This is a genomic window from Myroides sp. 1354, from assembly GCF_030324495.1.
In the GTDB taxonomy this organism is placed as follows: Bacteria; Bacteroidota; Bacteroidia; order Flavobacteriales; family Flavobacteriaceae; genus Flavobacterium.
The window spans coordinates 165976-179978 of record NZ_JACAGN010000003.1; the positions used below are offsets into that span (position 1 = coordinate 165976).

15 protein-coding genes are annotated in these 14003 nt (G+C 36.6%); 2 read left to right on the forward strand and 13 right to left on the reverse strand.

The annotated features are described in order from the left end of the window. Positions 1-42 precede the first annotated feature (42 nt). Together HX004_RS05210 and HX004_RS05215 are read right to left on the reverse strand one after the other, a co-directional pair. On the reverse strand, positions 43-2325 hold the full coding sequence (locus tag HX004_RS05210) for an inorganic phosphate transporter (protein ID WP_286441278.1): 2283 nt from the start codon (positions 2323-2325) through the stop codon (positions 43-45). A gap of 163 nt (positions 2326-2488) precedes the next feature. After that, the gene (locus HX004_RS05215) at positions 2489-2671 is read right to left on the reverse strand and encodes a hypothetical protein (protein WP_286441279.1); all 183 of its coding nucleotides are present in this window, start codon (positions 2669-2671) and stop codon (positions 2489-2491) included. Here HX004_RS05215 and HX004_RS05220 point away from each other — a divergent pair. Beyond that, the gene (locus HX004_RS05220; RefSeq protein WP_286441280.1) at positions 2670-4667 is read left to right on the forward strand and encodes a thioredoxin domain-containing protein; all 1998 of its coding nucleotides are present in this window, start codon (positions 2670-2672) and stop codon (positions 4665-4667) included. The genes HX004_RS05215 and HX004_RS05220 overlap by 2 nt on opposite strands. Before the next feature lie 3 nt (positions 4668-4670). Further along, the gene (locus tag HX004_RS05225; RefSeq protein ID WP_286441281.1) at positions 4671-5438 is read left to right on the forward strand and encodes a mechanosensitive ion channel family protein; all 768 of its coding nucleotides are present in this window, start codon (positions 4671-4673) and stop codon (positions 5436-5438) included. A 4-nt stretch (positions 5439-5442) separates the two neighbouring features. Here HX004_RS05225 and tsaB read toward each other — a convergent pair whose 3' ends face one another. The 11 genes from tsaB to cyoE form a co-directional block, all read right to left on the reverse strand. Further along, entirely contained in the window at positions 5443-6120 is a 678-nt protein-coding gene (gene tsaB / locus HX004_RS05230; protein WP_286441282.1) for a tRNA (adenosine(37)-N6)-threonylcarbamoyltransferase complex dimerization subunit type 1 TsaB, read from the reverse strand. Then, entirely contained in the window at positions 6120-7367 is a 1248-nt protein-coding gene (locus tag HX004_RS05235; RefSeq protein WP_286441283.1) for an efflux RND transporter periplasmic adaptor subunit, read from the reverse strand. The genes tsaB and HX004_RS05235 overlap by 1 nt, the downstream gene beginning before the upstream one ends. 3 nt (positions 7368-7370) lie before the next feature. Continuing rightward, positions 7371-8804 carry a TolC family protein gene (locus HX004_RS05240; protein ID WP_286441284.1) on the reverse strand — a complete coding sequence of 478 codons (1434 nt, stop codon included), beginning with the start codon at positions 8802-8804 and terminating at the stop codon, positions 7371-7373. Between the two features lie 104 nt (positions 8805-8908). Beyond that, entirely contained in the window at positions 8909-9130 is a 222-nt protein-coding gene (locus HX004_RS05245) for a CAMCR motif-containing small membrane protein (protein ID WP_286441285.1), read from the reverse strand. A gap of 5 nt (positions 9131-9135) precedes the next feature. Continuing rightward, positions 9136-9681, reverse strand: a complete 546-nt coding sequence (locus HX004_RS05250; RefSeq protein WP_286441286.1) for a DUF420 domain-containing protein — start codon at positions 9679-9681, stop codon at positions 9136-9138. A 3-nt stretch (positions 9682-9684) separates the two neighbouring features. Then, positions 9685-10308 (reverse strand): SCO family protein, encoded by a 624-nt coding sequence (locus HX004_RS05255; RefSeq protein ID WP_286441288.1) that lies wholly within the window; start codon positions 10306-10308, stop codon positions 9685-9687. A 2-nt stretch (positions 10309-10310) separates the two neighbouring features. Continuing rightward, complete coding sequence (locus HX004_RS05260) at positions 10311-10931, reverse strand: hypothetical protein (RefSeq protein WP_286441368.1); 621 nt, start codon at positions 10929-10931, stop codon at positions 10311-10313. A gap of 112 nt (positions 10932-11043) precedes the next feature. Beyond that, a complete protein-coding gene (locus HX004_RS05265; protein WP_286441289.1) occupies positions 11044-11403 on the reverse strand; it encodes a cytochrome C oxidase subunit IV family protein in 360 nt (119 codons plus the stop codon). Between the two features lie 21 nt (positions 11404-11424). Then, positions 11425-12399 carry a cytochrome c oxidase subunit 3 gene (locus HX004_RS05270; RefSeq protein ID WP_286441290.1) on the reverse strand — a complete coding sequence of 325 codons (975 nt, stop codon included), beginning with the start codon at positions 12397-12399 and terminating at the stop codon, positions 11425-11427. 44 nt (positions 12400-12443) lie between these two features. Then, positions 12444-13028 carry a cytochrome c oxidase subunit 3 gene (locus tag HX004_RS05275; protein WP_286441291.1) on the reverse strand — a complete coding sequence of 195 codons (585 nt, stop codon included), beginning with the start codon at positions 13026-13028 and terminating at the stop codon, positions 12444-12446. Positions 13029-13043: 15 nt separating this feature from the next. Then, positions 13044-13946 carry a heme o synthase gene (cyoE, locus tag HX004_RS05280; protein WP_502888462.1) on the reverse strand — a complete coding sequence of 301 codons (903 nt, stop codon included), beginning with the start codon at positions 13944-13946 and terminating at the stop codon, positions 13044-13046. Positions 13947-14003: the final 57 nt, after the last annotated feature.

Genomic DNA, 14003 nt, shown 5'->3' on the forward strand with positions numbered 1-14003 from the left:
TCAAGCGCTTTTTTTATACCTATGTACATGCAAAAATAACTTCTACCCTTTAGATGTATATTTTGTTCTCTTTTGATCCAAATCAAACTTCTCAAACAACTCCAACAACCCAATTGTAGCCTTCACCATATCATCTGTTTCAAACAAAATAGAGAAATACAACTTACTGTTCTTCGGACTCGTTTCTGTAGTGCGAATGCGAACGATTTGCTTTTGAATTAATTTGTCTATCGTCTGCGTAATATCTTCTTTATTTGCTAAGACATCACTAATACGATCAAATTTCTCCTCTAAGAAAATAGTTCCAATTTCATCTAAGAAGCTTTGCAGTTTATTGTCAATTAATTTCAAATCTCGAATCTGATTAAACTTCAATTTCTTGTGGTTGTTGTCCACATGCGTATAACTGTTCTGTGTAATAAATAAGGTAGACTTAATAATATCTTGTAAGAACCCTAAGGTCAATACATAAAACTTACTTGCCCCTACAGTCGTTTCATCTAAGTTTTTGATAAAGAAATAAACATTACCACGTAAGCTATCCACTTCTTTTTCCAACTGCTTTAATTTCTTTCTACACGCTTTTAAATCTGCGTGATTTTGCAACGCGACTCCGTCAATCACACGGGTGTACAATTCATTTGTGCGCACAATAACTTTAGCAATTTGAGCTGAACTCTCCGAAGCTACTTCTTGAATAGTTACAATATCAATTTTATTGAGTTTTTCCGTTTTGAGTTTTTTCTCTTGCTCTAAGCGTTGATGCATCTTATTACTTCTATATAATAGGATACCTACTAAGATTAACATTGCTACTAATGCATATACCTCTCCTATATAAAGGATATAAGCTGTAATAAAAGAAGCGACAAAAGCAACAATAGCCGTTACAAACCATCCTCCAATTACGTTGAACACCCCTGCCACACGATATACAGCAGAATCTCTATCCCATGCTCTATCAGCGAAAGAGGTCCCCATAGCCACCATAAAGGTTACATAGGTTGTTGACAAGGGCAATTTCATGGATGTTCCTATTGAAATCAAGATACTCGCCACCATAAGGTTAACGGAAGCCCTAACCATATCAAAGGCAGGTTCATCTTGTTTATTTTTACTCTTTGACTGCACAACCGGTTGTTCAAAACGCTTGTCCATATGGATTTGCCACGATTTAGGAAGGAAATAATTTACAATACCTCCTAGAATAACCATACTGCGCACCAAAGCTTTAGACAGTAAATTGGGTGAAAATTTCTCATCAGAAGAATCTGAACTCTGACGAGCTAAACTCATTTCTGTTTCGATTACATTACGCGCCTTTTTTGAAGTCCACAGTGTATAGACCATCACAGCTCCTGCCAACAATAAAAAGTAGAAAGGTGCTTTCACACTTTCTTCTGCTAGTTTCCCCATCAAATATACGTCAGCGGCTTGCCCTGAACTTTGAAAAAATTCAAACGACTGTACTGCAGCAATAGGCACTCCAATAAAGTTTACCAGGTCATTTCCTGCAAAAGCCAAGGCTAAAGCAAAGGTACCGATAATAATGATGACACGTAGGATATTCAACTTGAATAAAGACATCAACATTTGGGAAAACAACGTCCAAAACACAAAACTTACTCCTAGAATAATCAGCTGGTGTTGGTCAATCCACATAGAAGCTTCTTTAGTTAAAAAGCTCGATCCTTTTAATCCTTTAATTAAAATAAAAAATGAAATTGCAGAAATCGCAGTTCCCCCGAATAGCGCTCCAAAATATTTTAATTTGCGCTCTACTTGAAAGGTAAAAATCAAACGAGAAACATATTGAACCAAGGTACCTAACGTAAACGATAAGATAACGGATAACAATATACTTACGACAATTTCAGAGGCCTTCTTCGTATTAATATAAGAAGGTAAAGTTGCCCAACTGTCATCACTGGTTACAATTTTCACTACGGCCAAACACACGGCAGCTCCTAATAGTTCAAATACAATTGAAACCGTTGTAGATGTGGGTAATCCTAGGGTGTTAAAGACATCTAATAACAAGACATCGGTAATCATAACAGCCAGGAAAATAATCATGACATCATTGAAGGTAAACATGCTAGGGACAAAGATTCCGCTTCGGGCAATCTCCATCATCCCACCAGAAAAAACCGCTCCTACTAAAATACCCAAAGAAGCGACAAGCATAATGCCTTTGAAAGACATCGCTTTGGATCCAAGTCCTGAGTTTAAAAAGTTTACAGCGTCATTACTAACCCCAACAGTTAAATCTATTATCGCTAATATCCCAAGGGCTATCAGCATTACAATAAAAATCTGTTCCATTTATTCTTTTATTTTTTGCGTACTGCAAAAGTCCTTATATTTCTGTAATCCAACGTTAACTTAATGTTATCCTTTATTGGAAAAGAGAGAGGAGAGAGAAGGAAAGGGTAGAATTCTAGATTAAAGGAGTGATTCTTTTTTAGAAAAATCGGGTATTCTCAACTTACAAATACATAAAAAAGTAAACATTTCTATGCATTGAAAAGGCACCTCTCTCCTCTCTCCTCTCTCCTCTCTCCTCTCTCCTCTCTCCTCTCTCCTCTCTCCTCTCTCCTCTCTCCTCTTTCCTCTTTCCTCTCTCCAATAAATAATTTTCCCTAATTTTGTAATCTAAACTCACTTCCATGAATGAACTACAACACGCATCAAATCCTTATTTAAAGCAACATGCTACGAATCCTATTCACTGGAAAGCTTGGCATGCTTCTGTTTTTGAGCAAGCCCAAGAACAAAATAAATTAGTTATTGTCAGCATCGGTTATTCCACTTGCCATTGGTGTCATGTTATGGAAGAAGAGAGCTTTACCAATACCGCGGTGGCTGAAGTTATGAACCGCAATTTCCTTTCAATTAAGGTAGATCGAGAAGAACATCCTGCCGTGGATGCCTACTATATGAAAGCGGTTCAATTGATGACTAAACAAGGAGGATGGCCGTTAAATGTAGTGTGTTTACCTGATGGGAGACCGATTTGGGGCGGCACGTATTTCCCTAAACAAACGTGGTTAGATGCTTTAACTCAATTAGCACAATTACATCAAAATAAACCCGAAACAGTACTTGAATTTGCAACAAAATTACAAGAAGGTGTATATATCATGGGACTTGCCCCATCAGCAAATGAAGAACGTCGATTTAATTTAGATGTTCTTTTAGAAAAATGGAAACAAAGTTTTGATTTAGAGTATGGAGGGTATCAACGCGCTCCTAAGTTTATGATGCCTACCAACCTCTTCTATCTTCAAAAATTAGGAGACCTCAATCGAGATAAAGACTTGCTTCACTATATTGATTTAACCTTAACTCAAATGGCTTGGGGCGGTATTTTCGATGTGGTGGAAGGCGGTTTTTCTCGTTATTCTGTTGATTTCAAATGGCATATTCCGCATTTTGAAAAAATGTTATACGACAATGCACAGCTATTAAGCGTATACAGTGACGCATATAAGCGCACAGCAAATCCGTTGTATTTAGAAATAATTGACAAAACAGCAACCTTTATCCAACGCAATTGGCAATCTGATTGGGGAGGTGTTTATTCTGCTTTGGATGCAGATAGCTTGGATGCTCACGGCACGTCAAAAGAGGGGGCTTACTACGTTTGGACAGAAGCGGAATTACGTCGAATTTTAGGGGATGATTTTAACTTATTTGCCCAAGTTTTTAATAGCAATGATTATGGATATTGGGAAGAGGGCAACTTTGTACTTATTCAAAATCAAACCCTAGAATCAATAGCTTCTGCCAATCAACTGGATGTATTTGATTTACAAAAACGCAAAAAAAATTGGGAGCGATTGCTTTTACAAGAGCGCAATCAACGACCTAAACCCTTACTGGACGATAAAATTATTTGCGGTTGGAATGCCCTATTAATCACAGGGCTTCTCGATGCCTATAGTGCAACTACTCAAGTACATTATTTACAACAAGCAGAACGCATTTACCACTATATTCAAACCCATTTATTTGATGAAGAACGAGGATTATACCACTCTTCTCATCAACAACAAACACAGACCTTAGGGTATTTGGACGATTATAGCTTCTATATTCAAGCGTTGATTCACTTGTTTGAACACACAGCAAACCAAGATTATCTATGGCAAGCCAAACGTCTTATGGATTTAACTTTGGATTTATTTTTAGATGAAAAGAGTAAGTTCTTCTATTTTAGTCAGGAGAATCAAGCAGACAATATTTTGAGAAGTATTGAAACCGAAGACAATGTAATTCCTTCTGCCAATGCTGTTATATGCAAAAGCTTACTCCAACTTGGCGTTGCATTCGAACACCCCTATTACACTCAACTTGCCCATCAAATGATTGAAGTTATGCAATCAAACTTAGATTATCCTTCGGCTTATTCTCATTGGCTTTTAGCTATGTTGTATACTGAATCTCCAGCAGAATTAGCGATTGTCGGGACCCATGCCTTGGAAGCAAGCCTTAAAGTTCAAGCCAATTTAATCAGTAAAACTTTTGTTTTCCCAATTAATCAAGCGAGTTTGATTCCCTATTTTGAAAAATATACAGTTGATGAGACAACCCAGTATTACCTTTGTGAAAACAAACATTGTTTAACCCCTACAACTGAATTAAGCAGTTTCATCAAGCTCTAAGCTATGGAAAAATTAGATCATTTACTTACCTCTTATATCGAGAAACTAATCGATTACGTGCCGCATATTGTCGCAGCACTTTTCATCTTGGGAGTGGGATTATGGGTCATTAAAATGTCTCAGAATATTGCCAAGCGCATTATGACAAAACGCAATATCGACCCAACTTTTTCGAGTTTTATACTCGACGTTTTACTCTGGGGATTCCGCATTTTGCTTTTCGTTGTGATTGCTTCTAAATTGGGGATTCAAACTAGTTCGTTTGTCGCCATCATCGGAGCGATGAGTTTGGCTATTGGACTTTCTTTACAAGGTTCTCTCAGCAATTTTGCTGGAGGGGTTTTAATTATTTTATTCAAGCCTTTTCGCATTGGCGATATTATTGAAGCCCAAGGAGAAACAGGCAAAGTATTGAGTATCCACATTTTCTCTACGCAAATCGTCAACTATCAAAACAGTGTCATTTACTTACCTAATGGTGTATTATCCAACAGTAAGATTAAAAATATATCGCAAAATAACCTAAGAAGATCTGAGGTACTTGTTCAAACGAACTTAACAAAAAACACCAATCTGTTTATTGAAAGATTATTAGAAGAACTTCAGGCCAATGACAAAATACTCTCCCAGCCTAAGCCTCGCGTTTTAATTAAGGAATTACTAGATACTAAAATTACTTATGTCGTTCAAGTTTGGGTAGACAACGACAACTTTACAGCAGTCAATTCTTATATTTTATTGAAAGCAAGAGAAATAAGTGATTCGTTATAATCACTTATTTCTTTTGTTTTATAGGCATTACAAAGTCTTTCAAATAATAAGGCTCAAAGTAAGCTACATCAACAAAGTCTTTAACCAGGTATTTTTCATAGCTCAAGGCGCTCATTTCTTTAGCAGAAGGATAAACAATCCCTTCACAAAAATTAAAATTAGGGGCAGTTAACACCGTTGCACATTTCATGGCTCCATCTCCAATGAAGTAAACAGGGATATCCCCTTTTAATTCATCAAAAGAAGCCTCGTCAATCACTTTTGCTTCTATTGGCTTAACCAACACTCCATCATGAGAGAAAGTAGCGCAAAAGACCTCCATTCGCCTTGCATCGATCATAGGAATAATCCAACCACTACTCACTTGTAATTGTTTCGCTAAGACCTGCAATGTATCCAATGCAATCATCGGAATATTCAATCCATAACACAAACCTTTCACTGATGACACACCGATGCGCAAACCAGTATAGGATCCTGGTCCTTGACTAACAGCTATAGCAGTAAGGTTGCGCATAGTTAAACCATTTTCAACTAACAGTTCCTCAATAAAAACATGTAGCTTTTCTGCATGAGAAAAATTTTCCTCTGCAATTTCTTTCACTCCTACAAGTGCTCCATCTACAGACAAAGAGACCGAACAATTCTTAGTTGCCGTCTCTATATTCAATAGTACAATCATTATTTCGTTTCTTCTTTCTTAATCTTATCGTTGTGTTTCAAGGTTTTACTCACCGTTGAATAAGGCCCCGTAATGATTACATCTCCTTTTTTCAACCCTTGAACAATTTCAATATTTTTATCGTCCTGAATACCTGTTTTCACAAAACGCAATTGAGCGACCCCTTGGGCATCAACAAATACAGCTTCTTTCAGTTTTTCTGTTACTTGGACGGTTTTATTTTCACTTGGAGTGGTTAGCGTATCACTAGGCGTTCGCATAACAATTGCGCTAATTGGCACAGCCACCACTTTGTTTTTCACATGGGTAATAATATCTACAGCTGCAGTCATACCAGGGCGGAAAGGAGAGTAATCTTCTAACTTCCCATCCAATAAATCCTCATAAGATTCACGCAAAATTTTAATCTTCACCTTGAACGTCGTTACTTGATCAGCAGACAAGGTTTGATTGGATGCGGAGTTTGAAATACTCGTTACAATTCCCTTAAATTCCTTTTTCAAAAAGGCGTCTACATTGATTTTCGTTTCATCTCCCACTTTCACTTTGACAATATCGTTTTCATTGATATTCACTTCCACTTCCATACTGTTCAAGTTTGCTACGCGCAACAATTCCGTACCAGCCATCTGTTGGGTTCCCAATACACGTTCCCCAAGTTCAACATCCACGCGAGAAATCGTCCCTGCACTTGGTGCGTAAATTGTCGTTTTCAACAAGTTTACTTTTGCTTCTTCCACCGCCGCTTTTGAACTTTCAACATTGTAAAAAGCTGAATTTTTATTGGCTTTCGCTACTTCATAAGAACGCACTACTTGATCCCATTCTGAACCAGAAATCACTCCTTTTTCGAATAGCGTTTTATTTCTTGCATAGGACGCCTTCGTTTCTTTTAGTTGCGCTTCTGCTTGCTCCAAACCAGCTTTACTGGTAGACAACATCGCCACCATCCGATCTAAATTGGATTCATATAAATTAGGATTAATAACCACCAATAAATCGCCTTTATTGACTACCTGCCCTTCTTTGATTGGCAAATTTATGATTTCTCCCGATACTTCGGGTGTTATTTTAATCTCAATTTCAGGTTGAATTTTTCCTGTCCCTGAAACAGTTTCTACCAAATTAATTTCATCTACTGTTGCTAATTCTACTACAGTAGCATCATCCTTCGTTGTAAAAAATTGCATCACAACAAAGACTCCTACAATAAGAGCTAAAACGATAAATATATATTTCTTTTTCATCACTTAATTTCTTTTAAACAACGGTAATCCAAAGTAGTATTCTAGTATTTTATTCTTAAAGATGTAGTCGTATTTGGCTTTGAGTAAATTCGATTGAGCTGTTACGTATAGGTTTTGGTTTTGATTGAGTTCAAAAATATTAATCAAACCTACTGCATAACGTTCTCTTGCATACTCCAACGAATTTTCTCGCGATTCCAACGTCACCACACTAGCCTCATAGGTTTGAAAACTACTCTTAGTATCCGTATATGCTTTGTAAACCAATTGTTCTAATTTCAATTCTTCAGCTTCTTTTTCATATTGCATCTGCTCCAAAGCCAGTTGATTCAACTTCACTGTTTTTCGCGTTTTTAATCCATTGAAGATGGGCACGGTCAAACTCAATCCAAAGACTGAACTTTTGTTGTTGTCAATCTGCCTAAAAAAGGATTCTGGGCCACCGTAGACATTCATCATGCCCTGACGCATTACCCGTTGTCCTGAACCTTCCACAAATCCGACTTGATCCATACTGCCAGACAGCGTAGTGCCCACAATTCGATCTTGATAATGGACATTCGATCCAAAGTTATAGAATCCCGTTAATTTGGGATAATAGGCTCCTTTGCTAATTTGCACCTCTTTTTCTGCTAATTGCACATTGAGTTCAGCCGTTTTAATATTCGTCAAGGATTCGAAAGCGCGACTGGTTATTTCTTCGGGTGTATACAGCATGAGTTCAGATACTGCCACTTGATAATCCGAATCGAGTACGTCAAAGTTTTCATAATCGCGAATTTGAAGCAATTGAGCCAAACTCAATTTTGCGATAATCAATTCATTTTGCGAACTGATTAAACGTTGACTAGAAGAAGCTACGGTAGCTTTTACATCGAGTAGATCTCCAGCAGGAACAGCACCTGCGTTTACTAAAACCTGTACTCTACTTACTTCCGCCTGATCGTAGTCCAACTGAACTTGATTGGTATGCACTAATTCTTTGTTGAAAATAATCTGCAAATAAGAATTAATAACAGACAGGGCTATATCTTCTTTTATCTTTTGTACTTGATATACAGCAGATACATGCTCCAAACGAGCTTTTGCCAATCGTTTTTGTTTCTGTAAACCGTCAAAAATATCAACTCCCACACTCAACCCTATTGTAGATTCTTGCAACGTACGCTGTCCTATAATCCCTGTTTGCGGATCGGGCTGATCCACTAAAGTCCAAGAATGGTTAGCTGTTCCACTGAACACGGGTAGGAAATCATATCGAGCAACATCAACGGTAACCGCTTTACTTTGTTCGCCAATCTCCATTTGCTTTACACTGATATTGTGTTCGATGGCATGATTGATACATTCGTCTAACGTCCAACGCTTTTCTTGAGCCAAAACAGACATTGCAAGAAAAGAAAACCAGGCTGAAAGGTAAATTTTAGTCAAATTCATTGAAAACTAATTATCTAAACTATAAGACGTGAAGTACTATTTATTGTTACATTAAAGGTAATAAAAAAACCGCCTATATAGGCGGTTTGTTATTTTAAGCATACTTAACTCTTCTTCTTTTTGTACACTTTATAGCTAAAGTACAAAGCAAATCCAACGAGTAAATAAGGGAATATCATCAAGTAAACAATACCGTCATTTACAGCCTCTGCCTTTACTCCTCCGTCTTCTGTTTCCAATACGGCTCTACACATAGCACATTGAGCAAAAGCTGTTTGTGCCGAAGCCATAAGAAAAAATGCAACTAAAAAACCAATCTTTTTCATACTTTCTAATTTACGTAATAAGGAGAAATCATTAGATACACAATCACACCTGTTACTGCTACATACAACCACATAGGATACGTAATTCTCGCTAGTTTTTTGTGGCGTTGATATGAACCAGAAATTCCACGTACAAAGGTAATTAGTACAAAAGGAATGATAATGATGGACAATAAAATATGCGAAATCAGAATAAAGAAATACGCATAACGCATCCATCCTTCTCCACCGTATTTCGTTTCGATAGAAGTCATGTGATAAGCCACGTACATCGCAAGAAAAGCTACAGAACAAGCGATACACAATTTGATTAAACGCTCGTGTAAGGCCTTATTTCCTTTTTTGATAGCTGCTACTGCCCAAACTAATAAAACAGCTGTAAGTCCATTAATTGTGGCATAAATAGGGGGTAAAAAACTCAAAGGCTCTACATCATACCCTAGTTTTTGCAAATTCACTCCAAACAAAATAGCAACCACCACTGGAATTGTAATCGATAATATCCAAATCCACTTGGTGTATTTCTGTTCTAATTCTTTATAATTTTCCATGTTCTATTCTTCTAACAAAAGTTTGATATCTTCTTTAATCCATTTCACTCCATCATCTGATGTTCCATCATAATACAAGATTGGATTTCCATGTTCATCCGTTCTACAGCGAATATTTCCTTCTTTATCGATAAGCGCAAATAATCCTGAGTGTTCAAATCCTCCAGGAGCATCAGGATTAACACCGGTATACAAATTGAATTTACCAGCTAAATCGTAGATATATTTCGCATCACCTGTAAGCATATGCCAGTAGGGAATTTTAACTCCTAATTCGGCTGCATGCGCGTTTAATGCTTCTACTGTATCATTTTTTGGATCAATCGTGATGGAAGCAATTCCAAAATCCATATGTGGACGGAATGCATCTTGCAACTTCAACATATTCTGATTCATGATTGGACAGATTGTTGGACAATTAGCAAAGAAAAACTCAACAACGTAGACCTTTCCTTTGTAACTCGCGTTATTGATTGTTTTATTATTCTGATCGACTAATTCAAATTGAGGGGCTTGTCCAATCACAAGCAAGTCTGATTTTTCGAATTTCTTGATGATTTTAGGAACGGCCCAAATACCGAAAACTAAAACGACTAACGAAATCCAGATATACGATTTATCTTTCATAACTACTCTGTCTTTTTAATGCGTTCATACTTTTTCAATGCCAAGCGATACTCTGCCAAAACCACTTTCATATCATCCATCATATCGTTGTGCAATTCAGCGGCTGAAATTGTTGAATATCCTTCTTTATACTCAAGCTCACCTGCTTTGTTTTTGCCTTTTCTACCTCTTACGTTTCTATCTTTATCAATGATATAAACGTTGATACTTGCTAAATCGTCGTCTAATTTTCCGGCTAATCCCAAGCTCTTATAGAACATTTGAATTTCTCCGGGTTCTAAAAATAGATAATTCCAATTTGACATATCCGAGATAGGACTTAAATCCTCTACTACTTTCTTAGCCTCTTCCTCAGATCCTTTTGGTAGAACCATAACCAATTGAAAGTCGTCAAAGTCTTTATAGCGGTTGTAGATTTTCTGATTGAGATTAAACGCATCTCCACGGTCTTTATACAAATGAGCCCCAGGAAAGCCCAACACCGTAATACGTCCTTCTAACACAGGCTGTTTACCTAAAGAAGTTTCACCTATTGGCAATTCATTTACGTTTTCACTAATGATGGGTAATCGTTGAAATTGATTCACTCCTGTTGCGAAAAACAAATACGCACAAATCGGCATGATAAAGAGCAAAACGAGTATGATATATTTTTTCACTTTACAATAAATTAAATAGCTAGACAAAAATAAAAAAAGGCGGTTAATAAACCGCCTTTTAAATTATAATAACTTATTAAAATATCCACTTATATTGTGCGTGTTGAAAAACCTCGTATACGTAGTTTCCTTCGATTAACACTAAAGTAATTAAATAAACACATAAGAATCCTAAAACTCCTGCTACTGTCCATCTAAAAGCTGTTTTCTCTTGTTCTAAGTGCATGAACGACCACATGATGTAGTACGCTTTCCAAATTGTTAAAACAATGAAGATATAATTTAACAAACTTAAACCAAAGATGTGTACATGGTGTATGCTTTCTGGTTTAAAAATACCTAATACAACCTCTACGATAGTAATTGCTGATAGGATAAAGAATACTTTCCAGATTTTCTTTGCGTTTGAGTGATGTGCTGTTGCTTCTGCTGCCATGTCAAATACTATTTTATAACATTAAACTAAATAGAAGAATGTAAATACGAACACCCATACTAAATCTACGAAGTGCCAATATAATCCTCCTTTTTCAACCATTTCGTAAGAACCTCTTCTGTCGTATGTTCCCAATAACACATTAAAGAAAATAATGATGTTGATTAAGATACCAGTACAAACGTGGAATCCGTGGAAACCAGTAATAAAGAAGAAGAAATCTGCGAAAGTTTTATGACCGTATTCGTTGCGAATTAAGTTTGCACCTTCTACAACTAATACAGCATCTTTTAAACGCTCTACTGAAGCTTCTCTTGAAAGAATTTCTTTGTGTTTAGCGTCTGTTGTTTTTTGTGTACGAATTCTAATATTTGGATTAGCGTCAAAACCAGCTTGTACTTCTGCTAAAGAATACGTCGATTTACTAGGTCCGTTTACGAACCAAGTAGCTTTCGCTCTCGTCAATGTAGCATCGTTTTTATTTGGATCAACAACGGCGAAATCAGCTAAAGCGATTTGTTTTCCATCTTCTCCAACAAATTGCAAGATAGATCCACCTCTTGTTTCTACAGCTCCATAAGAACCATTAATAAAGTTTTTCCACTCCCAAGCTTGTGATCCGATGAACACTAAACCACCTAAGATTGTTAAAAACATATACGTTGCCACCTTTTTTCTCTTCATTTGGTGACCTGCGTCAACAGCTAATACCATTGTTACAGATGAGAAAATAAGAATGAAGGTCATTAAGGCCACATAATACATAGGTGCATCTACACCATGTAAGAAAGGAAAGTGATTAAACACCTCGTCTGCAATCGGCCAAGTATCCATAAACTTGTATCTTGTAAAACCGTATCCTACAAGGAATCCACAAAATGTTAATGAATCTGATAATATGAAGTACCACATCATCATTTTACCGTAGCTTACGTTTAGAGGCCCTCTTGCATCGCCTCTTACTTCAGTAGCTTCTGTAGTAACTGTCGCTCCCATAAAAAGTTATTAGTTATAAAGTTCCCAAATTTAATTTAAATTTTCTATTTAAAGAATGTAAAAAACAAAAACAAATAAACCCAAAGTATATCTAAGAAATGCCAGAACCACGCACATAGCTGTAATCCAATGTATTGCTCAGCATTATACTTTTGTTTAAAATGATTATAAATTACTATAAGTAAAGAAATCATCCCTCCAAACAAGTGTGCAATATGCACAATTACAATCACATATAAAAATGAAGTTGTAATTGTACTTTCGCTTCCTGTAAAGAAGTAGCCTTCGCTAATTACTTGTCCAAAACCTTTGAATTGCAAAAAAACGAATAAGAGACCTAAAATCAAAGTAGAAACTAAATAAATCGTACTTCTTTTAACATTTCCCTCTTTCGTTGCTTTCAATGCAAGATGCATTGTCAAGCTACTAATTACAATTGCAACGGTACTAATTGTAAAATCTATTGGCAAAACAAAATCTGCAAGCCAATCCGGTCTTGATTTACTTACTACGTAAGCACTAGTCAATCCGGCAAACACCATGGCAATACTTCCAATAGCAAATAACAGCATTACTTTTAATGCTCTGCCTTTTTTCTCATACTGCTCTTGCGCTACAATATTTTCCATATTCTTCTGTATAAACTATCGTAAAATTTTATCTAAGACGTAAATGATTTGGATTAATGAGATGTAAGTTACACTTACCAACATTAATGCACGAGCGGCTTTATCTGTTCTTTGTTTGTACAATTTCACAGCTGCCGTAAGCATCCAAATTCCCGCAAGTAAAACTAATCCAGCTGCAATTGGAGTCAAATACAGTCGACCTGTTACGTTAAATACAGGGAATATAGACACAATAATCAACCAAATGGTATATAAAATAACCTGCGTTAGCGTTTTATTGTCTTTTTTTCCAGTTGGTAACATGGAGAATCCTCCTCTTTTGTAATCGTCATACAAGAACCATCCAATTGCCCAAAAGTGAGGGAATTGCCAAAAAAACTGGATTAAGAATAAAGTTCCTGCTTCGATACCGAAGTTATTGGTTTCCGCAACCCATCCTAACATAAAGGGAATAGCTCCCGGAAAAGCCCCGACAAACACAGACAAAGGTGTTACGGTTTTTAGCGGAGTATAAACACTGGTATATAAAAAGATAGAAATTGCCCCAAACATAGCTGTTTTTGGATTTATAGCATATAAAATCCCAATCCCAGCTAGGGTCAAAATAACGGCCAAGATAAAGGCCGGTGTTGGCTTTACACGACCCGATGCAATCGGTCGATTTGCTGTGCGGTTCATTTTTGCATCTAAGTCACGCTCAATAATTTGATTGTACACGTTAGAGGCTCCGACCATACAATACCCCCCTACTGCTAGAGCGATGATAGTCATATAATTAATGCTTCTAATATCCGGAACAGCTAAAACATAACCTGCCAAAGTGGAAAACACTACGCTCAGGGCAAGTCCCATCTTAGTCATTTCTTTAAATTCCTTAAGGATAGAAACCGATTGTTTATTTTCAGAAGAAATATTCAAAGCTGTTTTCATTTGTTTTTAATGAGTTGCAAATATAATCCAATTTTTAGAACTATA

Coding starts and splice junctions, on each gene's coding strand:
- HX004_RS05210 (WP_286441278.1), bottom strand. CDS start 2,325: ATGGAACAGATTTTTATTGTAATGCTGATAGCCCTTGGGATATTAGCG.
- HX004_RS05220 (WP_286441280.1), top strand. CDS start 2,670: ATGAATGAACTACAACACGCATCAAATCCTTATTTAAAGCAACATGCT.
- HX004_RS05215 (WP_286441279.1), bottom strand. CDS start 2,671: ATGGAAGTGAGTTTAGATTACAAAATTAGGGAAAATTATTTATTGGAG.
- HX004_RS05225 (WP_286441281.1), top strand. CDS start 4,671: ATGGAAAAATTAGATCATTTACTTACCTCTTATATCGAGAAACTAATC.
- tsaB (WP_286441282.1), bottom strand. CDS start 6,120: ATGATTGTACTATTGAATATAGAGACGGCAACTAAGAATTGTTCGGTC.
- HX004_RS05235 (WP_286441283.1), bottom strand. CDS start 7,367: ATGAAAAAGAAATATATATTTATCGTTTTAGCTCTTATTGTAGGAGTC.
- HX004_RS05240 (WP_286441284.1), bottom strand. CDS start 8,804: ATGAATTTGACTAAAATTTACCTTTCAGCCTGGTTTTCTTTTCTTGCA.
- HX004_RS05245 (WP_286441285.1), bottom strand. CDS start 9,130: ATGAAAAAGATTGGTTTTTTAGTTGCATTTTTTCTTATGGCTTCGGCA.
- HX004_RS05250 (WP_286441286.1), bottom strand. CDS start 9,681: ATGGAAAATTATAAAGAATTAGAACAGAAATACACCAAGTGGATTTGG.
- HX004_RS05255 (WP_286441288.1), bottom strand. CDS start 10,308: ATGAAAGATAAATCGTATATCTGGATTTCGTTAGTCGTTTTAGTTTTC.
- HX004_RS05260 (WP_286441368.1), bottom strand. CDS start 10,931: ATGCCGATTTGTGCGTATTTGTTTTTCGCAACAGGAGTGAATCAATTT.
- HX004_RS05265 (WP_286441289.1), bottom strand. CDS start 11,403: ATGGCAGCAGAAGCAACAGCACATCACTCAAACGCAAAGAAAATCTGG.
- HX004_RS05270 (WP_286441290.1), bottom strand. CDS start 12,399: ATGGGAGCGACAGTTACTACAGAAGCTACTGAAGTAAGAGGCGATGCA.
- HX004_RS05275 (WP_286441291.1), bottom strand. CDS start 13,028: ATGGAAAATATTGTAGCGCAAGAGCAGTATGAGAAAAAAGGCAGAGCA.